The organism is Myxococcus sp. CA051A, assembly GCF_013336705.1.
Lineage (GTDB): Bacteria > Myxococcota > Myxococcia > Myxococcales > Myxococcaceae > Myxococcus > Myxococcus llanfairpwllgwyngyllgogerychwyrndrobwllllantysiliogogogochensis.
On record NZ_JABUMS010000001.1, the window covers coordinates 1,102,743 to 1,123,172 of the forward strand.

A 20,430-nucleotide genomic window follows, 5' to 3' on the forward strand; every position below is an offset into this window, starting at 1 on the left:
CAATCGGTTCCCGGCTCCGGACACTCGCGTCTCATGAACGTGTCTTCGAGGCTCAGTTCTTGGGGAAGCAGCCGGTGGACAAGGCCCACGGCTCGCTGCCGTGGGTGCCGTCCCCCGCGACGAGATAGACCCAGTCGTGGGAGGCGAGGAAGATGACCGGATTGGACGAAGCCGGCCCCGGATTGATGTCCGCCACGTGGGTTCCCGACGCGGTGCCGTTGGTCCACGCCAGCTCCGCGCCCACCGTCTCGTCGAAGTAGAGGAAGGTCGCACCGTCGCCCACGACGAAGGGCGGGAAGGGGTCTCCAGAGATGGAGTTCTCGGGCCCGGGCCTCAGGTCCTTGATGAGCCGGGTGCCCGAAGGCGTGCCGTCGGTGACCCAGGGCTCTTTCCCCTCGTCGGGCGTGGTCGCGTAGAAGAAGACCTTGTTCTTTCCGGCGGCCAGACTCGAGGGCTCGTACCCGGGCGGTGGCGACGTCGGATGGGTGTCCGCGAGCATCAAGGTGCCCGCCGTCGTGCCGTTGCTCCTCCAGGGCTCCCTGCCGTGGGTGCCATCGTCGGCGAACAGGATGACGTTGCCCTTCAGCGGCACCAGCTCACGCGGGTCCGAGCCCGTGGCACCCGGACGGATGTCCTTCACCAGTCGTGTGTCGTCCTCGCAGCCCATCGAGGTCCACAGCTCCGCGCCGTGGACGCCGTCGTTCGCGGTGAAATAGAGCTTCTTCTTCCCTGACGTCAGCCAGGCGATGTCCGAGCCCTCCGAACCCGCGCGAATGTCCTCCACCAGCTCGGTGTCCTCTTTCGTTCCATCCGTCGTCCAGAGTTCCCGGCCGTGGGTGCCGTCGTTCGCCACGAAGAACACGGTGCCGTCTTCCAGTCGGAAGAGCTGCTCGGGCGACGAACTCCCGGAGCCCGGGGCGATGTCTCGCACCAGCCGGGTTCCGCCATTCGTGCCGTCGGACTTCCACAGCTCACGACCCTTGTCGCCGTCGTCCGCGGCGAAGAGGAGCCGCTTGCCATCGACGAGGAGTTGCCCGGGGGAAGAGCTCGCGAAGCCCGGGGCGATATCCTTCACGAGGTGCGTTCCCCCGGTCGTCCCGTCACTGCGCCACAGCTCCGTGCCGCGCGTGCCGTCGTCGGCGGGGAAGTAGAGCGTCTTGCCCACGGAGACGAGCTGGAAGAGCGGGTTGTCTGGGAAGGCATCACCGAAGGGATTGATGTCCTCGACCAGTCGAGTCCCTCCGGGGGTGCCGTCTGTCTTCCACAGCTCGTTGCCGTGGATGCCATCGTCCATGATGAAGAAGACCTTGGAGCCCACGACAGTCATTCGCTTGGGGTAGTCGGAGAGGTTTCCGAGCAACAGGGTGGCCTTCCATCCGGAATGGAGGTCCTGCCCGCCGGATTTCTCTTCCAGCTTCCACAGGGCGTAGGTGTCGAGGCTCGGGCCGTAGACGACGCTCAGATAGACGACGCCATCCACCTGGACGCTGTCGAACGGGAACGTCGAGCCGGTACCCGGCGCGAGGTCGGCGACGAGCTTGGGCCCGCTGCACTGGTTGTTCAGGTCCTGGCTCAGCTCGGTTTCGGAGGTGGTGTCGGGGGTCGGTAGGTCCACCGACTCCTCCATGGGGCCGCAGGCGCAGAAGAGCGCACAACTGCCTGCGAGGAAGTATGAACGGGAGTGACGCATGGATTCATTTCCTTTCCCCGGACCCATCGTTCATCCGGGTCCGCGGAATGTGGAGGGTGATTGGCGAATGCCCAGTGCTCTGGGGCCTGAGGTCAGGTTCGCTGGTTCACCGATGTGAATGAGGCGACACTCCCCCGCGCGGCTATCATCCGGGGCCACGGTGGACGGGGCGCGCGATGGACGACTTCCAGGCGATTCTGAATGAAGTGATGGCGGCCATCCGGCCGACGGTGGGGCAGGGGCGGGTGGCGAACTACATCCCCGCGCTGGCCGCGGTGGACCCCGCACGGTTCGGCATGGCGCTGGCGACCGTCGATGGCGAGGTGTTCGGCGTGGGGGATTGGCGGGTTCCCTTCTCCGTGCAGAGCATCTCCAAGGTGTTCGCGCTGGCGCTGACGCTGGCTCGCGATGGGGATGCGCTGTGGCGCAGGGTAGGCAAGGAGCCCTCGGGCAATCCGTTCAATTCGCTGGTGCAGCTCGAGTACGAGCAGGGTGTGCCCCGCAACCCGTTCATCAATGCGGGGGCGCTGGTCGTCACGGACCGGTTGCTGAGTCTCACGGGCGATTCGCGCGGAGTGTTGCGGGAGTTCCTGCGGGCGGAGAGTGGCAACGCGTCCGTGGACTTCGACCCGGTGGTCGCCGCGTCAGAGGCCGAGCACGGCCACCGCAACTCCGCGCTGGCGCACTTCATGGCGAGCTACGGCAACATCCAGAACCCGGTGCCTCGCGTGCTGGAGCACTATTTCTGGCAGTGCTCGCTGTCGATGAGCTGCGCGGACCTCGCGCGGGCCTGTGGCTTCCTGGCGCGTCATGGGCAGGGCGCGAAAGGTGAGCGGTTGCTCACGCGCAGCCAGGCCAAGCAGGTCAACGCGGTGATGCTCACCTGCGGCACGTATGACGCCGCGGGCGAGTTCGCCTATCGCGTGGGTCTGCCATGCAAGAGTGGTGTCGGTGGCGGCATCATCGCCGTCATCCCGAATCGCTGTGGATTGTGTGTGTGGAGTCCGGGGCTGGATGCCCACGGCAACTCCGTTGCGGGTGTGGAAGCACTGGACCGGTTCACGACGCTGACCGGGCTCTCGGTGTTTTGAGGGGGATGGGTGGCGTTGAAGGTGAACCGGTCCTCGCGAAGATGTTCTTCCGCTGAGGACCGGCCCCCACCGCCCATCCCTCACGCCCGAGCCGTCCCGATGTGAAGCGGATCTCCCGCTTCGCTTGCTGCAACCCGCCCGTCCAACCCGCCCGTCCTGCGTGCTGCCCCGTCCTGCGTGCTGCCCCGTCCAACCCGCCGCCCGTCCTGCGTGCTGCCCCGTCCGACCCGCCGCCCGTCCTGCGTGCTGCCCCGTCCAACCCGCCGCCCGTCCTGCGTACCACCCCGTCCAACCCGCCGCCCTTGCTGCCCAACCCCTGCGCCGTACCGCCGCGCTTCGATGCGGCATCACATAGCAGGGCGCGTGCCGCATCCTTCGCCTCGCTCGATCCAAGCGTTTCCAAGGACTTGCGACGAAGCCACCGCGAGTGATCCACGCAGGTCCGGTAAGAAGTCGGGTGAACCCTTCCGGAATACGGTGCCCTCGGCACCGGGTTGCCCCTCGATGCCCATCAAGACCCGTCGTTGGTGTGTTCCAGGAGAGCCCGATGATGGCTTGCGTCTCCTCGTCTGCCGCTACAGGCCGCGCGGCCTCCCCAAAGCCAAGGAGACCTGGGACGAGTGGCGCCGCGAGCTGGCGCCCAGCCCCGACCTCTTCGAGGCCTTCTACGGCAAGGGCCAGACGCCGATAACCCTCGATGCCTACCGAGAGCAGTACATCCAGGAAATGCAGTCACAGCGGGAAATCATCGCAGAGCTGGCCGCGAGGGTGGACCGGGGAGAGACGGTGACGCTCCTCTGCTCCAAGGACTGCATCCTGGAGCCCGTCTGTCACCGCACGCTGCTCGCGGAGCTCATCGAAGCCGCCCGCCGCTCCTGACCTTCTGGAGCGTGGGCGGCCGCACCGCCGGGACATGGGAGCCAGTGGCTCCCGCGTCCGCCAGCGGTGTCCTTCACGGGCTCACGGCGCGGGAGCCGCCGCCGGGAGTTCGTCGTCCGCCGCTTCCCGCCGGGACTCGCCGCGCACCTTCTGCATCAGCACGTAGAGGCCCGGGATGAAGATGAGGTTGACGATGGTGGACACCAGCATTCCGCCGAACACCGTCGTGCCCAGCGAGTTGCGTGCCGCCGCGCCCGCGCCCTGCGCCGTCATCAGCGGCACCACGCCCAGGAGGAACGCGATGGAGGTCATCAGGATGGGCCGCAGGCGGACCTCGGCGGCCATCACCACCGCCTCCAGCGCGTCCTTGCCGCTCTCCCTCAACTGCTCGGCGAACTCCACGATGAGGATGGCGTTCTTGCTGGCAAGACCCACCAGCATCACCAGACCCACCTGACAGAACACGTCGTTGGCGTACCCGCGCATGAGCTGCAGCGCCAGCGCGCCCATGATGGCCAGGGGCACCGAGAGGATGATGACGAACGGCAGGCTGAAGCTCTCGTACTGCGCCGCCAGCACCAGGAACACGAACAGGAGCCCCAGGCCGAAGATGATGAGCGTCTGACCACCGCTCTCCTTCTGCTCCAGGCTGATGCCCGTCCACTCCGCGCTCATGCCCTGCGGCAGCGTCTCCGCCGCGAGCGTCTCCATCGCCTCGATGGCCTGACCGGAGGAGACGCCTGGAGCCGCCGCCCCGTTGACCTCCGCCGAGCGGAACAGGTTGTAGTGGCGGATGACCTGCGCGGACACCGTGGGCGTCACCTTCACCAGCGACTCGAGCGGAATCATCTCCCCGTTGTCGCTGCGCACGTAGAACGCGCCGATGTCCTGCGGGCTGTCGCGGTACTGCTGCTCGGCCTGCACGTAGACGCGGTACGTCCGGTTCGCGTAGTTGAAGTCGTTGACGTACTGGCTGCCCATGTAGACCTGCATCGTCCCGAAGATCTGCTCGATGGGGATGCCGAGCGCCTTGGCCTTCTGCCGGTCCACTTCCACGTCCAAGAGCGGGGTGTCCGCGTTGAACGCCGTGAGCACGCCGCGCAGCCGTCCGTCCGCGTTGCCCTTCGCCACCAGCTCCTGCGTGGCCGTCGCCAGCTCATCCAGCGTGCGAGAGCCCGCCGTGTCCTCGACGATGTACTGGAAGCCGCCCACGCTGCCCACGCCGCGGATGGCCGGAGGCTGGAAGGGGATGACGCGCGCCCCACCGATGCGGCTCAGCGGCCCACGCAGCCGCTCCACCAGCCCCGCGACGGACTGGTTCTTCCCCGGACGCTCCTCCCACGGAATGAGGCTGGAGAACACCGTCGCCAGGTTGGGGCCGGTGCCCTGGAAGGAGAAGCCGCCGATGGCGAACATGGCGCGCACCTCCGGCTGCTGCTTGAGCACCTCCTCCACCTGGGCCAGCACCTTCTCCGACTGGGCCAGCGACATGCCCTCCGGGCCCTGGATGGAGATGATGACGTAGCCCTGGTCCTCGTCGGGGATGAAGGCCGTGGGCGTCACCCGGAACAAGACCACCGTGGCGCCGATGCAGGCCAGGAACGCAACGAGGACGATGAGCGGGTGCTTGAGCAGCGCCCTCAGTCCCCGGCCGTACCAGGCGCGCGTCGCGTCCAGCACCTTGTCCACCCAGCGGAAGAACACCCACTTCTCACCCACGTGGTGCTTGAGCATCCGAGCGCTCAAGGCCGGGGTGAGCGTCAGCGCGCAGAACGTGGACAGCGCCACCGACGCGGCGATGGTCAGCGCGAACTGGCGATAGATGGCGCCCGTCGTTCCAGGGAAGAGGGCCACCGGGACGAACACCGCCACCAGCACGACGGAGATGGCGATGACGGCGCCGGCCACTTCCTTCATGCCCTCGCGCGCGGCCTGTCGCGCTGTCAGGTGCCGCTCCACCATCAACCGTTCGATGTTCTCGATGACGACGATGGCGTCGTCGACGACGAGGCCCGTGGCCAGTGTGAGGCCGAAGAGGGTGAGGGTGTTGATGGAGAAGCCCATCAACTGGACGAAGGCGAAGGTGCCCACCAGCGAGACGGGCAGGGTGAAGGCCGTAATCAACACGCTGCGCCAGCCGTGCAGGAACAGGAAGATGACCAGGATGACCAGGGCGATGGCTTCCACCAGCGTCTGGAGAACCTCGTGGATGGAGGCGCGCACCGCGAGCGTGGTGTCCGTGCCCGTCTGGAACGTCATGCCCGGGGGGAACTGCGCGGACAGGCGCTCCAGCTCCTTGAAGACGCCGTCGCGCACGTCGAGCGCGTTGGCGGTGGGCAACTGGAAGATGGCCAGACCCACGCCCGTCTTCCCGTTGAAGCGCAACAGCGTGCCGTAGCTCTCCGCGCCCAGTTCCACCCGGCCCACGTCCTTCACGCGCACGCTCTTGCCGCTCGCGTCGCGCATGAGGACGATGTCGCCGAACTCCTCCGGGTCCACCAGACGGCCGCGCGCGCGGACCGCGAGCTGGTAGGGCTGCTCTTCACTGGAGGGCGGCTGGCCCACCTGGCCCGCGGCCACCTGGAGGTTCTGCTCCTGGAGCGCGCGCGTCACGTCCTGGGGCGTGAGCTTGCGGCGCGCCAGCTCCGTGGGGTCCAACCACAGGCGCATGGAGAACTTGCGCTCGCCGAAGATGCGGACCTCGCCGACGCCGCGCACGCGCTTGATGGCGTCCTTGAGATTCACGTCGGCGTAGTTGCTGAGGAACTTCGCGTCGTAGCGGTTGTCCGGGCTGGACAGACCCACCGTCAGCAGCATCTGGCTGGAGGCCTTGTTGACGACGATGCCCGTCTGGTTCACCTGAGAGGGCAGACGCGCGGCGGAGCGGCTGACGCGGTTCTGCACGTCGACGGCGGCGACCTCGATGTCGCGCGTGGGCTCGAAGGTGACGGTAATCTGGCTGGTGCCGTCATTGCTGCTGGTGGAGGTGATGTAGCGCATGCCCTCCACGCCATTGAGCTCCTGCTCGATGGGAATGGTGACGGCGCTCTCCACCACCTCGGCGCTGGCGCCCACGTAGTTGGCCGTCACCGTCACCTGCGGCGGTGCCAGGTCCGGGTACTGGGAGATGGGCAGTGTGGGGATGGCAATGGCCCCCACCAGCGTCAGCAAGATGGAGCAGACGATGGCGAAGACGGGTCTGCGGATGAAGAAGTCGACGAACACGGCGTTCAGGCCCTCATTCTCATGGCGGTAGCCGAGCCTCGCGATGCGACTGGCGAGGCCCGGTCCATCCCCTGCTCAGCGGCTGCCCGCCGTGGCGGCACCGGCCCCGGCGGCCGGAGCGGCGTCGGGGGACTTCACCTTCACGGCCATGCCGTCGCGCAGCGCCTGCAGCGAGGACACCGCCACCCGGTCGCCCTGCTTCAGCCCGCCTTCGATGACGTAGGACAGGTCGCCCAGCGTCCCGAGGACGATGGGGCGGCGCTCCACCACCGTCTTGCCTTCCTTGTCCTGCACCACCATGGCGAAGGGCTGACCACTCAGGCGCACCACCGCGAGCGCGGGAATCTGCAGCGCGTCCCGCTTCGCGTAGACGATGCGCGAGCGCACCAGCTCGCTGGGGCGCAGGCCCACGGTGTTCTGGAAGGCCGCCTTCACCTCCACCAGCTGCGTGCGCGGGTCCGCCTGCGGCGCGACGAAGAACAGGGGGCTGGTGAGCAGCACCTTGCCCTGCGAGTCCAGGACCTCCAGCGCCGTGTCCGGCTTGAGCGCGCGCGCCCGCTCGGACGGCAGCGCCACGCTGACCTCCAGGACATCCGCCTGGGCAATCGTCGTCAGCGGCGTCGTCGCGCCCACGAAGTCACCCATGCGCACCAGCACGTCGCCCACGGTTCCCGCGAAGGGCGCGCGCACGGCGTGGAACTGCAACTGCACCTGGCGCTGGGCCACCTGGGCCGCGGCGGAGCGCGAGGCGGCCTCGGCGGCCTCCACCTGGGCGCGGCCCTGCTCCAGCTCCTGAGCGCTGGCGAGGCCTTCCTTGTAGAGCGCCTCCGTGCGCGCCAGGGTGGTGCGCGCCAGCTCCCGGCTGACGTGCGCGGAGCTCTGCTGCGCCTGGGCGCTGTCGAGCGCGGCCGTCTCCGTGCGCGAGTCGACCTCCAGAATCGGAGCCCCGGCCTCCACCTTCTGACCGGGCTTCACGTGGATGCGGCGCACGTAGCCCGCGACTTGAGGCAGCACGGTGATGTTCTGCCGCGACAGGAGCGAGCCCAGGTACTCCCCGGTGTCCCGCACCTCGCTGGGCGCCAGCGTCAACACCTGCACCTCGCGAGGAGGTGGCGCGGCCGGAGGTGCCGCCTTGCCCGAGCACCCCGCCGCCATCAGCAGGGCGGAACTCCACAACGTCATCTTCAGCGCCTTCAGGGGGCGCACCCGCATCACCAATCGCACCGGGCCTCCGTCAAGAATGCGTCCAGGCGCGCCTGGACAAGCTCGAATTCACGCAGCGCCAGCGTCAGCTCCGCCTGGCGCAAGGCCGCTCCGCTCTGCACCAGCTCCAAGCTGCTGCCGCGGCCCACTTCAAAGGAACGGCGCGTGAGCCGGTCCGTCCGGTCCGCGAGCTCTCGCGACTCGGACGCCGTCTTCACCAGCGCCTGTGCCACCTCGATGCTGCGTCGGGCCTGCGTCACCTCGACGGACACGTCGCGGCGGCTGCCCTCCAGCGTCTCCGCCGCTTGACGTTCGATTCCCTCGCGCTCCTTCACCAGTCCACCGCGCAGGCCGCCTTCCCACAGGGGGACGGACAGCACCGCGGCGATGCTCCATGAAGAGAAGCGCCCGAAGCTCGGGTCCGTCGTCACCGCTTGCAGGTTGCTCGTCAGGCCGAGCGTCGGCAGGTAGCCCGCGGACGCCTGCCGCCGGCTGTCGCGCGATGCATCCACCTGCGCGCGGGCGGCCGCCAGGTCCGGGCGGGTGTCCAGGTCCTCCAGCGGAGTGCACGCCTTGAGCGTGTCCTCCATCAGTCCGCCCAGGTTGAAGGACGTGTCCACGCCCACCGCGTTGCCAAAGCCCAGGGCGATGCCGAGCGCCTCGCGCGCCCGGCGAAGCTGCTCGTCACCGGAGACGAGCGCGCCGCGCGCCAGCGCCACATCCTGGTTCACCCGCACCACGTCGAGCTGGTTGCTCGCGCCCAGGTCGAACGAGCGCGTCGTCAAGGCGGAGCGCTCCAGCGCCTGGAGCAGACCCACGCGGTTGATCTCCGCGGCCCGCTCGGCCGCCACGGTGGCGACCAGCGTGCGGGCAAGCCCCAGCGTGAGGCGGCGACGCAAATCTTGAAGGCTGGCCACCGCGCCGCGCTCGGAGGCGGATGCCGACGACAGGCCTCGCCACGCGCCCACGTCCACCAGCGACTGGCTCAGGGACGCGGAGAGGGTTCCGACAATCGGCGAGGTGGGCGTGCGCCCGTCCAGCGCGGGCGTGGGAAACACGCCCACCGCGGTGTCCGGGTTGAGGAGGTCATGGGCGGCACTCGCCGACGCGCGTGCGTTGGGCAAGAGCGACGCCAGGGCCTGACGCCAGCGCCCCTCGGCGCGTTGGACGCCGGCTTCCGCGGCCCTCAGATTCGTCGAGCGCTCCCGCACGAGCGTCAGCGCCTGCTCCCAGGTGCTCACCTGCTGAGGCGCGGCGGGGACCGGAGCCAACATCGGGTCCTCCACCTTCGGCTGAAAGGGGACAGGGGGAGGAACAGGAGTACTCGGCGCGGCCGGCGTCGAGGCAGCGACGAACGCCAAGAGGAGAGCGGTGGGGGCGGACATACCAATCGGGTAGGTAAGGGTGACTGCAGGTGCGACTCGACTCCCCCCATCCGACGAATTGCGTCAGGCAGATGTAATTGACAACCATTGTAGGCGACAACTATTTCTTCAGAGGAATGACTTTCGCGGAGCACCTCGCCTCGTTGCGTCGCAGCATTCGCCGCCACCTCACCGAGAAGCTCGGGGCGCGGACGACGCGGCCGTTCAATCAACTGCTGGCGCTGAAGGCCATTTCCGAGGGCATGCGAAGGCAGTCCACGCTCGCCGAGCGGCTGATGGTGGACGCGCCCGCGGCGAGCCGGCTGGTGGATCGGCTGGAAGAGGATGGGCTGGTGCTGCGGCAGGCCGGGGAGGACCGGCGCTGCTTCCGGCTGGAATTGACCGCCCAGGGAGAGCGCGAGCTGTCCCACCTGCTCGATGCGCTTCGGGAGCTGGACGGCGAGTTGGGGGAGTACCTTCCGGAGCCGGAGCTGTCGGAGCTGAAGCGACTGATGGAGAAGCTCCAGACGGGCCTGAGCCTGCGGTCAGTCGGTTCGGAAGTGCCTGGCACCGACGGCTGCGGCGAGTGAGCGGGGCCTGGAACGACGAAGGGCCCGGCCTCCGGAAGTGATTCCGGAAGACCGAGCCCCTCGGCTCGAAGCGGCGAGGCGGCCTGTCAGGCCTGCTGCGCGGGCTTCGGCTCTGCCTCGGTGGTGGCGGCGGGAGCCTCGGCGGGCGCCTGCTGCGCGGCGGACTGGGCCTCCGACTCGGCGCGCACGCGGGAGGTCTCCTCGGTGCGCTGGTCGCTGGCGGCCATTTCCTCCGGGGTCAGCTCGGTGCGGTCGGCCAGGATGCCCGTCTTCTTCTCCAGGTCCTTGATGGCGCGGCGCATGAGGTCGCGCTCGAGCAGCGTGCGGTTCAGCCGCTTCTCCAGCGCCTTGTACTTGTCCTTCATCAAGTCCAGGTCGCCCTTGGTCGCGGCGTAGACGCGCTGCTGCGTCTCGTTGCGGCCCTTGATGCGGCGCACTTCCTTCTCCAGGTCCACGGCGCGGTTGCGGTCCTTGTTCGCCGCCTGCTCCAGCCGGTCCATCTTCTCGCGGTCCGCCTCGCTCAGCTCGCGGATGACGCGACGAGGAGTCCGGTCCTCGCGAGCGGCCTCGGCCACCGGCGTCACCGACACGGCCGCGGCCACCACCTGCTCACCCTCCTTGGCGGGGGCGGCGATCTGCGGGGCCACCACGGGGGCGGCGGCGGACACCGGGGCGGGGGCCTGCGGCTCACGGCGACGGCCGCGACCACCCTCGGACTCCGCCTTCAGCCGCTGGTTCTCGGTCAGCACCTGCGCGAGCTCCAGCCGGGTCTGCTCCAACTGCAGCGACGCGTTGCGCTCCACCTCGGCGCGGGCCTTGGCCAGGTCCTGAGAACCCTTGTCGCCCTCCTTCTGCTCGAAGACCTTTCGCTTGGCCTGCTTGAGCTGATCCTTCACTTCCTGGAGCTGGTTTCGCTGCTCATCCAGTTCCTTCTGCTTGCGTTGCAGCTCCGCTTCCGCCCTGGCGCGCGCGGCCTTGTGGTCCGCTTCCAGCTCGACGCGGGGCGTGTTGGAGGAGGAGGAAGAGGACGGGAGCGCCGCCTGCTTCGCGCCGCCGAAGAGGTTGAAATACAGCGAGATGGCGAGCCCGACTGCCAGGGCGATGACCAAAGGAACCACGGGACGACCTCCACGGGAGGGATATGCAAAAAGCGGGGCAGCCTAACCTCCAGCGCGGGCCCGTCAAGAGTGCGCTGGGGGTGCGTCCCCCTTGTACCCCGCCTCCATGCCCTGTTCGGAGGAAGGGTGCACGTGCGAAATCGAAGCCTCCCTTGGAGGGCATTCGTCCAGACGGGGTCTTCCCCGCCCCGCCGGGAGCCGCGATGCTGCGCCGCCCCGAAGAGCCCCGAGGAGCACGTGTGACATGGCTCACCTGGAGCTGAGACCCAAGCAGCGCGTGTCGAGCTTCCGCAAGCTGGCCATTGGCAGCTGGGGGGCGGCGTATGACCCCACCGTCTACGGCACGCTGACGGTGCGCATGGACCGGGCGCTGGCCTACATGGATGCCTTCCAGCGGAGCACGGGCCTGCGGCTGACGGTGACGCACCTGGTGCTCAAGGCGTTGGCGGAGGCGCTGCGGCGCTGCCCGGATGCCAACGCGGTGCTGCGCTTCCACCGAATCTATCTGCGTCAGCGCATCACCGTGTCCGCGCTCCTGCGCTCGGCGGACGCTGCGTCGGGGTGGGCGCCGGTGCGGGTGGTGGACGCGGATCGCCTCGGGTTGCGTGACCTGGTCCTCGCGCTGGACGCGGCGCACGAGGATGCGCGGGTGCGACAGGGCTTCCGGTGGGTGGAGAAGGTGCCCGCGCCGTTGATGCGGCTGTTCACCGGTGGGGTGTCGTTCCTGGCGGTGACGCTCAACCTGGACCTGGGCCGCTTCGGCCTGCCGAGGGATGCGTTCGGCGCCGCGGTCGTCACGGACGTGGGGGAGCTGGGCCTGGACTCGGCCTATCTGCCCCTCGTGCCCTTCACGCGGGTGCCGGTGTTCCTGGCGCCCGGCGCGGTGCGCGACACGCCGGTGGTGGAGGAGGGGAAGGTGGTGGTGGGGAAGGTGATGAGCCTCAACGCGTCCATCGACCATCGCTTCATCGACGGCTTCCACGCGGGTGTGCTGGCCAACACGTTGAAGGAGCTGCTGGAGGACCCCGAGGCGGCGTTCGGTCCGCCGGACGCGGCGGCCTCGGGGGGCTGAGCGCGGGAAGCGATGGGGTGCTCCCCGCGCCCGTTCGTCACGTCAGTACGCGTACTCCCAGCCGCCACGGCCCCCACGGGCACGCGAGCCGCCGGTTCGAGCGCTCATCGCGCGCAGCCGGCGCACCCGCTCTGGAATGGGCGGGTGGGTGGAGAACAGCGCCATGACGCCGCCTCGGTGCAGCGGGTTGACGATGAACAGGTGCGACGTCGCTGGCGCCCTGTCGTATGGCATCACCTCCGCGCCGCGCTCCATCTTCAGCAGGGCATCCGCCAGCGCATCCGGGTCCCCGCTCAGCTCGGCGCCCGTCGCGTCCGCGCCGTATTCGCGCGAGCGGCTCACGGCGAGCTGCAACAGCGTCGCGGCGATGGGGGCGACGAGGAGCAGGCCCAGGTTTGCGAACGCGCCGCCAAGGCCGCCCTCGTCGTCATCGCTCCGGCTGAGCATGGAGCCGCCGAACCAGAAGAGCATCTGCGCCGCGTAGCTGATGATACCGGCCAGCGTGGCCGCCACCGTGCCGATGAGCGTGTCGCGGTTGCGCACGTGCCCGATTTCATGCGCGAGCACGCCCTCCAGCTCGCGCTGGTCGAGGATGTCCATGATGCCCGCCGTCACCGCGACGGCCGCATGTTTGGGGCTGCGGCCCGTGGCGAACGCGTTCGGCGAGCGCGTGGGCAGGATGTAGACCTTCGGCTTGGGCATGCCCGCGCGGGTCGCCAGTCGCTCCACCATCTGATGCAGCCACGGCGCCTGCTCATAGGGCAGTGGCTTCGCGCCGTGGATGGCGAGCGCGATCTTGTCGCTGAACCAGTAGGAGCCGAAGTTCATCACCACGGCGAAGAAGCCGGCGAACATCAGACCCTGGGCTCCGCCCAGTCGCTGGCCGATGACGAGCACCAGCGCGGTGAGGCCCGCGAGCAGCACCGTCGTCTTGAGCGCGTTGCCCAGGCGGTGCCACCCACCGCCGCCGTGCAGCGCCGGACGTCCGCCGCCGTTCCGGGAAGTTTCGTGGGTGCCAGTGAGTGCCATGTCGTCTCGTTCCTTTCCCCCGTTCAGGGGCTTCAGAAACGTAAACAGGCGGGCCGGCTCGTCAACGAAAGCCCCTGGATGTGTCCATGAATCCAGGGGCTTACGTCATCGCTCGGAAGCCAGGCAGGAGAGCGGGCAAGCCGTCGCCCGATAGCGCGCCGCGCGGGCTCGCGAGCCCTCCTATGGCCGGAAGTGTCGTGGCTCGTGGCCCGATGCAGGGGCCGTGCGAGCCTTCGCGGGGACGGTGGGCGCGCCGCGAGCCGAGCACGTCCCGAGGTTGTCAGGGCGAATCAACGCGCGCGGTGCGCAAGGTCGGGCGCAGCCGGATGGGCGGTGAGTCGGGCGCTGGGAGAATCCACGCCTTGGGCGCGAGCCCATCCCGCTCTCGCGCCAGGTCCACGTTTGGATCCACGAGCACCTCCGCGGAGCGCCCGTTCAACGAAACGCGGACATCCGCACGAACCTCCACCGCGCCATGGCCTCGGGACTCGAAGTCGCGGGCGATGTGTCGGGCGAGCTGGAGGATGAGGTCGGGCTGCACGGACATCTCCCGCTCCTGGAGGCGGGTGAGGTGCTCGCTCGGCGAGACGTGCCACTCGCGTCCCGTGCCCGGTGCGCGGACGATGAACGTCACGCTGCCATTCTTCTCCCGCGCCATCACCCGCCAGGAGAAGCGCATGCCCTGCTCGTGCCAGAGCACGTTGCCGCCGTACAGGTGCGTGCGCAGCGGGACGGCAAGCTGCACCACGCCGTACGCCACCGCCGCGCCGAGCGCCACCCAGGCCTTCCATCCCGGCGACGCGAGCCCCGTGGTGCGGGGAGTCCAGGAGACCGCATCGCGCCATGGCAGTCCGCGCAGTCGCGCCACCATGCGTCGGGGCCAGGAGGGCTCGAAGAATACGAGCGCCGCCGTCACCATGATGAAGGGGAACATCCCGATGGGGAACAGCACGGAGGTGGCCGCGTGGAACACGATGACCACGACGTATGCGAACGGGCGCAGCCGGCGCGACAACAGGAACGCGACAATGGTGGTGTCGAAGAGGAAGCCGGACCACGCCGCGGCATAGGCCACCCAGCGCTGCTCCAGCAGGGGCCCCACCCACGGCAGGCTCGTCCGGGCCGACAGCCAGATGTTGAGCGGCTGAGCGTGCACCAACCAGTCGGAGGTGAGCTTCGCCAGTCCGGCGAACACGTAGACGACGGTGACCTGGAAGCGCAGCAAGAGCGTGCACCACGCGGGCAGCGTGTCGCTCCGGAGCGCGGGCCTGCGCCATGCGTCGACGGAGAACGCGCGGTGCGCTGGCACGAAGACGAGCAGCCCGAGCAACAGGCTCACCAGGTAGTAGTGGTTCAGGTAGTTGCTGACATCGACGAGCTGCACATACGTGAAGGCCACGAAGAGCAGGACGGCCGTCGCCCGATAGAACAGGCCCGCCGCGAGGAACGCGCCCAGCACCGCCAGCGCGGCGAACACCAGGTGCATCCACGGCGCGGGCAGCGCCGGCACCCAGTCGAAGCCCCAGTAGCTGAAGTGGAACCGGGGGCGCACGAACAGCACGTCCACCCAGCCATAGGCGAGGAAGCGAATCGACGAGACGGTGATGAGCACCCCGAGCGCCACCCGGAACGCCGCCAGCGCCGCGATATCTCGCGGCGCCAGCAACAGCTTCCAGAGGCGCTCGTTTCGGGAGCCCCGGGCCTGCTCAGTCATTGTCCCCTTCGACGGACTGGGGCAGCTCCAGGTCCAGCACCGTGACGAGCTCCGTCTTGAGCACGTCCGTGACGCCCTTGAACGCGTCATGGAGCGCGCGCACGGACGGCTTGTCCTGGGCCAGCGCCTGCTTCAGGTCCTCTTCCTCGATGGTCGCGAAGGCGGCCTCGGCGGCGACGATTCGCTCACGGAGCTTCTGGGCCAGGGCCTCCGCGCCCGCGGCCACCAGCACGTCATCGAAGCCCGTGCCCGTGTACCCCTCACCGCAGCCCTCCGCGAGCAGCCGGAAGCCCCGGACGTTGGCGCGCAGGTTCGCCTTCGAGCGGTTCGCGAACTGCGACTCGAGGTGCTCAGGGCACGATTCCGTCGAGCACTCCCGCATGCCCAGGGGGCGCGCCAGCTTCAGGTCCTTGCCCTCGCGCTCGAAGTAGAACATCGCGTCGCTCACCGCGTTGAGCGCGGCCTGATTCGTCGGGAACACCGTGTTGCCCGAGCCCGCGGACGCCAACGTGTTGGCGAAGTTGTCCTGGTCCGCTGCCCACGCCTTCACCAACTGCGTGGCTCGCTGATTCACGTCCTGCGCCACCGCGAGCGCATAGGCGCGCTTGCGCGTCGCCCGCTCCGTCGACGACAGCGCCGCCCAGGTGCCCTGCGCGACGATGGGTGAGGTGCCCTGACACGCCGTGTCCTCTCCCTCGTGGAACAGCAGGTACTCCAGCGCGTACAGCCCGCGCCGGCTCACCAGCGACGTCGGGAAACCCGCCGTCTCGTAGCTCTTGCTGACGAGCTGCTCCTCCACCGTGCACCGGCTCACCAGCGGCCACGAGTAGACGTTGTCGCGCAGCTCCGCGCCGCCCGCCGCGCTGCGAGGCGCCGCCGGTCCCACCTGCATGACCTCCGCGACCTGCCAGACGTCCATGGCCGCGTGGAACGCCGCACGCGCCTCCGCCTGCGTCGTGGCATCCGGCTGACCCGCGTACCGCGACACCGCCCCCGTCAGCGCGGTGCTCGCCTCCAGGAACTGCCGCGCCGTCTTCTCCACGCAGGCGCCCGTCGCCTTCAGGAGGTCCGCGCGCGTCGTGTCCGTGCCGCCCGGCCCCGCGTCCTCCTTGCCTTTGTCGGACTCCTTGCAGCCCGGAAGGCAGGTCAGGGCGGTGAGGAGCAGGAGCGCGCTGGTGCGGCGCGCGCGGAGGGGGCCCGGCGACTGGGTCTTCATGAGGGTCTCGATCATCTCGGGGAAGTCAGGGTGCTCAATGCTCGCGCGCTTGACAGCACGTGTGGATCCGTTTTACGAGCCGCACCCTGATTTTGAGAACGATTGTCATTAGCAGATTACGAAATATTGCAGGGAGAGGGGCATACGATGAAGAGCGGGATGCAGCAGCGTAAATCGTTCGCGGGCGTAGCGGCTCTTTCGCTCGCACTGGCGGTGTTCAGCAGCGCCTGTGGCGACGACGACGAGAAGGACCCGCAGAACACGCCGGACTCTGGCACGCCTGACTCCGGAACGCCCGACTCTGGCACGCCCGACTCCGGCACGCCTGACGCGGGCCCGGTGACGACGGTGTCGGACGCCGACATCGCGCTGGCTCGCTTCAACACGGACGGCACGCTGGACACGACGTTCGGCGCCAGTGGCACGACGCGCGTGGACCTGAGCACCGTGGCGGGTGGAACGAAGGACGCCGTTTGGGGTCTGGCGGCGGATGGGACCAACCGGCTCGTCGTCTTCGGCTCGCGCCGTGGCGAGGGTGACCGCGTCGACGCGGACCGCGTGGTGGTGCGCTTCTCGGCCAACGGCGCCCGCGACACGACGTTCGGCACCGAGGGCGTGTACACGCTCAACGTCTCCAACCTGAGCGACGGCGCGCGCCACGGCATCGTCCAGGCGGACGGCAAGATTGTCGCGTCGGGTTACACCAGCCAGCCGACGGGCGCGGGCACGCAGGCAGCCAACCGCATCGTGCTGCTGCGCCTGGATGACGCGGGCAAGGCGGACACCACCTTCGGCTGGAAGGGCGTGGTCAACTCCGCGCCGTTCGGAGCCGTCAACCCCCCCACCAACCCCGAGTGGGGCATGGCGGAGGCGTACGCGGTGGGCCAGTTCAGGGACGGCAGCTACGTCACCACCGGCTACGGCCGCAGCGCGTCCTCCGGCACGGTGGACGTGGTGAACTTCAAGTACTCGGCCACGGGCGAGCGCGACCTGAATTGGGGGTCGAACGGCATCGCCCTGCTGGACCTGGTCAGCGACAACGACCGCGGCCGCAACCTGCTGGTGCTGAACGACGACCGCGTGTGCACGGTGGGCAGCGCGACGCCGGTGGCGCAGAAGATCTCCGCCCTGGTGTTCATGCTGGACAAGAACGGCGCCCGCGACACGACCTTCAACACGGAGGGCTACAAGCTGTACGACTTCGAGCGTCCGGAGCAGGCGTTCTTCGGCGTGGCGAAGTCCGCGGACGGCAACTGGGTGGCGGCGGCCGGTTACCGCGCCGGTGGCAGCGAAGATGACGACGGCGTGCTGGCCATCATCCCGGTGGGCGGCTCGGGCACCGAGGTCTTCAAGGCGGCGCCCATCTCCGAGACGGACCATGACCGCTTCTGGTCCGTGGCCTTCGACGCGTCCAACCGCGTCTACGTGGCGGGCTTCGTCACCGAGGGCGGCGACAACAAGATGGTGGTGGCGCGTTACACGACGGCTGGCGCGCTGGACACCACGTTCGGCACGGGCGGCGTCGTGAAGCACAACTTCATCGTCGGCAAGACGGAGGAGGCTGTGCGCGGCATCGTCGTGCAGTCCGACGGGAAGATCGTCGTCGCGGGCACGGCCGACAAGTAGTAGCAGCACGGTTTCGAAGCACCCAGTCCTGGAGCCGGGGAGTCGGGTCCCTTCATGGGCCCGGCCACCCCGGCTTCCTGGCGTCTGGCGCAGTGCCACCGCACATCATCGAGACAAGGGCGTACTTCGCAGATGGCATGGTTCAAGGACAGGCTGAGGCGGGCGCGGAGCTGGACGGCTCCGGTGCTCATGGTGGGGTTCGTGTCGTCGTCGGCCGCCCAGTCCGTACCGGTCGCTCCCAGCGAGGCTGCGACTCCGTCAGAGGCGGCTCCTCCGGTGGCCCCATCGCCCGTTGGACCTGCCGAGGAGCCCGCTCTTCCCTCGACGTCCTCTCAGCCAGAGCCCCTTGTCGACGTGCCCGTGCCTTCGGAGTCGGTGGCCACACCCTCGGCGCCGGAGGACGCGCCGCTGGCTCCGGAGCAGGCCGGTAGCGTGCCCGCGCAGGCGCCCACCGCGCCGGACGCGGTGCCCGAGGCGGGGCAGCGGAAGTTCGAGAGCGTGGTGGTGGGGACCTCGGAGACGCGCACGAGCGGCTCGGTCCACATCCTCAAGCCCGCGCAGCTGGAGCGCTACGAGAAGGACGACCCGAGCGCGGTGCTGATGAGCGTGCCCGGTGTCTACGCGCGCGGCGAGGATGGCTTCGGGCTTCGGCCGAACGTGGGCCTTCGCGGCGTGAATCCGGACCGCAGCAAGAAGGTCACCCTGTTGGAGGACGGTGTCCTCTTCGGCCCGGCGCCGTACTCCGCGCCCGCGGCCTACTTCTTCCCGCTCGTCACCCGCATGCAGTCGGTGCGCGTGCTCAAGGGCCCCTCGGCCATCCAGCATGGTCCACAGACTGTCGCGGGCTCCGTGGAGTTCCTCACGCGCGACATCTCCGCGTCGGAGTCCGCGTGGCTGGACATCGCCGGAGGTGGCTACCTGTACGGCAAGGCGCACGGCGTCTTCAGCGCGAGCACCGAGCGCGCGGGCTTCCTGGTGGAAGGCATCCACCTGCGCAGCAACGGCTTCAAGGAGCTCGACGGTGGAGGCACCACGGGCTTCCGGCGCAACGAGTGGATGGCGAAGGCCCGCTACCGCCTGGTGACCGAGGGGGAGATTCGCCAGAGCCTCAACCTCAAGCTGGGCTACTCCGACGAGCTGTCCAACGAGACGTACCTGGGCCTGTCCGACGCGGACTTCCGCGCCAACCCGCTGCGCCGGTACGTCGCCAGCGCGCTGGACCGGATGAAGTGGCACCGCACCCAGGTGGCCCTCAGTCACGTGCTGGAAGCCGGCTCGCTGGCCATCACCACCACGGCCTACCGCAACGACTTCGCGCGCGTGTGGCGCAAGGTGAACCGCTTTGGCGGCGCCGCCATCGCCACCGTGCTCGCGGACCCGACGAGCGCGCGCAACTCCATCTACTACGGCGTCCTCACCGGCCAGCTCGACACGTCGTCGACGCAGGACACGTTGCTCATCGGCCCCAATGACCGCACCTTCGTGTCGCAGGGCCTCCAGAGCGTCGCGCGGTGGACCACGACGACGGGCCCGCTGAGCCACAGCCTGGAGGTCGGCGCGCGCTTCCACTACGACAGCATCGACCGCAAGCACACCGAGGACGCGTACCGCATGGCGGGCGGCGAGCTCGTCTCCGCTGGAGCGCCCACGGCCACCACCGCCGACAACAAGGACGCCACCCACGCCCTCGCGCTGCACGTGACGGATGCCATCGCCTGGGGACCGCTGGTCCTCACGCCGGGCGTTCGCCTGGAGGTCATCCGCTCCCGCTCGTATGACCGCATGACGGGGGAGGACACGGACGGCTCGCTCGAGGTGTTGATGCCGGGCCTGGGCGCGTATGGCGCGCTGACGCCGAACCTGGGCCTCTTCGCGGGCGCGTATCGGGGCTTCTCGCCGCCCTCACCGGGCCAGCCCGACGCGGTGAAGCCGGAGAAGAGCATCAACTACGAGTCGGGCGCCCGCTGGACGCGTCGGGGCGAGCGCTTCGAGGTCGTCGGCTTCTTCAACGACTACTCGAACCTCACCGCCATCTGCACCTTCTCCAGCGGCTGTGTGGATGACGACCTGGACCGACAGACGGACGCGGGACAGGCCCACATCTACGGACTGGAGGTCTTCGCGGAGAAGACGTTCCGTCCCGGAGGCGGCGTGACGTTTCCGCTCTCGGCTTCCTACACCTTCACGCGCACGGAGCTGCTCACCGACTTCCGCTCGGCGGATCCGCAGTTCGGCGACGTGAAGGCCGGCGACGAGCTGCCCTATGTGCCCAGGCACCAGGTCTTCGCGTCGGTGGGCGTGGAGGGCGCGCTGGGTGGCGTCATCCTGAGCGCGCTCTACATCGACAGCATGCGCGAGAAGGCGGGGCAGGGTGAGGCGGCGCCCGGCGAGCTGACGGACTCCCAGCTCACCTTCGACGTCAACGCGAACTGGAACTTCTCCCGCTGGGGACAGCTCTACTTCAGCGCGCGCAACGTGTTCGACTCGGCGGACATCGTCTCCCGTCGTCCCTATGGCGCGCGCCCCAACGCCCCCCGCACGGTGATTCTCGGCTTCAAGCTGTCGCACTGACGCAAGGACCCCAGGTGCCCCGGAGGAACCCGGCCGGGGCGA

At 69.0% G+C, this 20,430-nt stretch carries 14 protein-coding genes; 6 read left to right on the forward strand and 8 right to left on the reverse strand.

Features of this window, described 5'->3' with window-relative positions; all coding sequences use genetic code 11:
* Nucleotides 1-52 precede the first annotated feature (52 nt).
* Nucleotides 53-1,690, reverse strand: a complete 1,638-nt coding sequence (locus tag HUA74_RS04500; RefSeq protein ID WP_174453522.1) for an ELWxxDGT repeat protein — start codon at nucleotides 1,688-1,690, stop codon at nucleotides 53-55.
* A gap of 176 nt (nucleotides 1,691-1,866) precedes the next feature.
* Here HUA74_RS04500 and HUA74_RS04505 point away from each other — a divergent pair, with 176 nt between their 5' ends.
* Nucleotides 1,867-2,781, forward strand: a complete 915-nt coding sequence (locus HUA74_RS04505) for a glutaminase (protein WP_141644205.1) — start codon at nucleotides 1,867-1,869, stop codon at nucleotides 2,779-2,781.
* A 504-nt stretch (nucleotides 2,782-3,285) separates the two neighbouring features.
* Nucleotides 3,286-3,660, forward strand: coding sequence for a DUF488 domain-containing protein (locus tag HUA74_RS04510; RefSeq protein WP_174453523.1), 375 nt, complete (start codon nucleotides 3,286-3,288; stop codon nucleotides 3,658-3,660).
* Between the two features lie 81 nt (nucleotides 3,661-3,741).
* On the opposite strand, the gene HUA74_RS04515 is transcribed toward HUA74_RS04510, so the two are convergent.
* The 3 genes from HUA74_RS04515 to HUA74_RS04525 all read right to left on the reverse strand — a co-directional run bounded on the left by HUA74_RS04515 (nucleotide 3,742) and on the right by HUA74_RS04525 (nucleotide 9,473).
* Nucleotides 3,742-6,885, reverse strand: a complete 3,144-nt coding sequence (locus tag HUA74_RS04515) for a multidrug efflux RND transporter permease subunit (RefSeq protein ID WP_174453524.1) — start codon at nucleotides 6,883-6,885, stop codon at nucleotides 3,742-3,744.
* 75 nt (nucleotides 6,886-6,960) lie between these two features.
* A complete protein-coding gene (locus HUA74_RS04520; protein WP_371817191.1) occupies nucleotides 6,961-8,109 on the reverse strand; it encodes an efflux RND transporter periplasmic adaptor subunit in 1,149 nt (382 codons plus the stop codon).
* Complete coding sequence (locus HUA74_RS04525) at nucleotides 8,097-9,473, reverse strand: TolC family protein (RefSeq protein ID WP_174453525.1); 1,377 nt, start codon at nucleotides 9,471-9,473, stop codon at nucleotides 8,097-8,099. The genes HUA74_RS04520 and HUA74_RS04525 overlap by 13 nt, the downstream gene beginning before the upstream one ends.
* Before the next feature lie 143 nt (nucleotides 9,474-9,616).
* Between HUA74_RS04525 and HUA74_RS04530 the strand changes: the two genes are divergently transcribed.
* Nucleotides 9,617-10,042: a MarR family winged helix-turn-helix transcriptional regulator gene (locus HUA74_RS04530; protein WP_254624885.1), complete on the forward strand. Its 426-nt coding sequence runs from the start codon at nucleotides 9,617-9,619 to the stop codon at nucleotides 10,040-10,042.
* Between the two features lie 86 nt (nucleotides 10,043-10,128).
* Here the strand turns inward: HUA74_RS04530 and HUA74_RS04535 are convergent, their stop codons facing one another.
* Nucleotides 10,129-11,160, reverse strand: coding sequence for a cell envelope biogenesis protein TolA (locus HUA74_RS04535; RefSeq protein WP_174453527.1), 1,032 nt, complete (start codon nucleotides 11,158-11,160; stop codon nucleotides 10,129-10,131).
* A gap of 244 nt (nucleotides 11,161-11,404) precedes the next feature.
* Here HUA74_RS04535 and HUA74_RS04540 point away from each other — a divergent pair, with 244 nt between their 5' ends.
* Nucleotides 11,405-12,232 carry a 2-oxo acid dehydrogenase subunit E2 gene (locus HUA74_RS04540; protein WP_174453528.1) on the forward strand — a complete coding sequence of 276 codons (828 nt, stop codon included), beginning with the start codon at nucleotides 11,405-11,407 and terminating at the stop codon, nucleotides 12,230-12,232.
* Nucleotides 12,233-12,274: 42 nt separating this feature from the next.
* Here the strand turns inward: HUA74_RS04540 and HUA74_RS04545 are convergent, their stop codons facing one another.
* From HUA74_RS04545 to HUA74_RS04555, 3 genes are all read right to left on the reverse strand, one after another.
* Nucleotides 12,275-13,261: a zinc metalloprotease HtpX gene (locus HUA74_RS04545; RefSeq protein ID WP_174453529.1), complete on the reverse strand. Its 987-nt coding sequence runs from the start codon at nucleotides 13,259-13,261 to the stop codon at nucleotides 12,275-12,277.
* Nucleotides 13,262-13,541: 280 nt separating this feature from the next.
* Nucleotides 13,542-14,975, reverse strand: coding sequence for an HTTM domain-containing protein (locus HUA74_RS04550; RefSeq protein WP_174453530.1), 1,434 nt, complete (start codon nucleotides 14,973-14,975; stop codon nucleotides 13,542-13,544).
* Complete coding sequence (locus tag HUA74_RS04555; protein WP_174453531.1) at nucleotides 14,968-16,191, reverse strand: imelysin family protein; 1,224 nt, start codon at nucleotides 16,189-16,191, stop codon at nucleotides 14,968-14,970. The genes HUA74_RS04550 and HUA74_RS04555 overlap by 8 nt, the downstream gene beginning before the upstream one ends.
* A gap of 159 nt (nucleotides 16,192-16,350) precedes the next feature.
* Here HUA74_RS04555 and HUA74_RS04560 point away from each other — a divergent pair, with 159 nt between their 5' ends.
* Nucleotides 16,351-17,817, forward strand: coding sequence for a hypothetical protein (locus HUA74_RS04560; RefSeq protein WP_254624886.1), 1,467 nt, complete (start codon nucleotides 16,351-16,353; stop codon nucleotides 17,815-17,817).
* A 132-nt stretch (nucleotides 17,818-17,949) separates the two neighbouring features.
* Nucleotides 17,950-20,388 (forward strand): TonB-dependent receptor domain-containing protein, encoded by a 2,439-nt coding sequence (locus HUA74_RS04565; RefSeq protein ID WP_174453533.1) that lies wholly within the window; start codon nucleotides 17,950-17,952, stop codon nucleotides 20,386-20,388.
* Nucleotides 20,389-20,430: the final 42 nt, after the last annotated feature.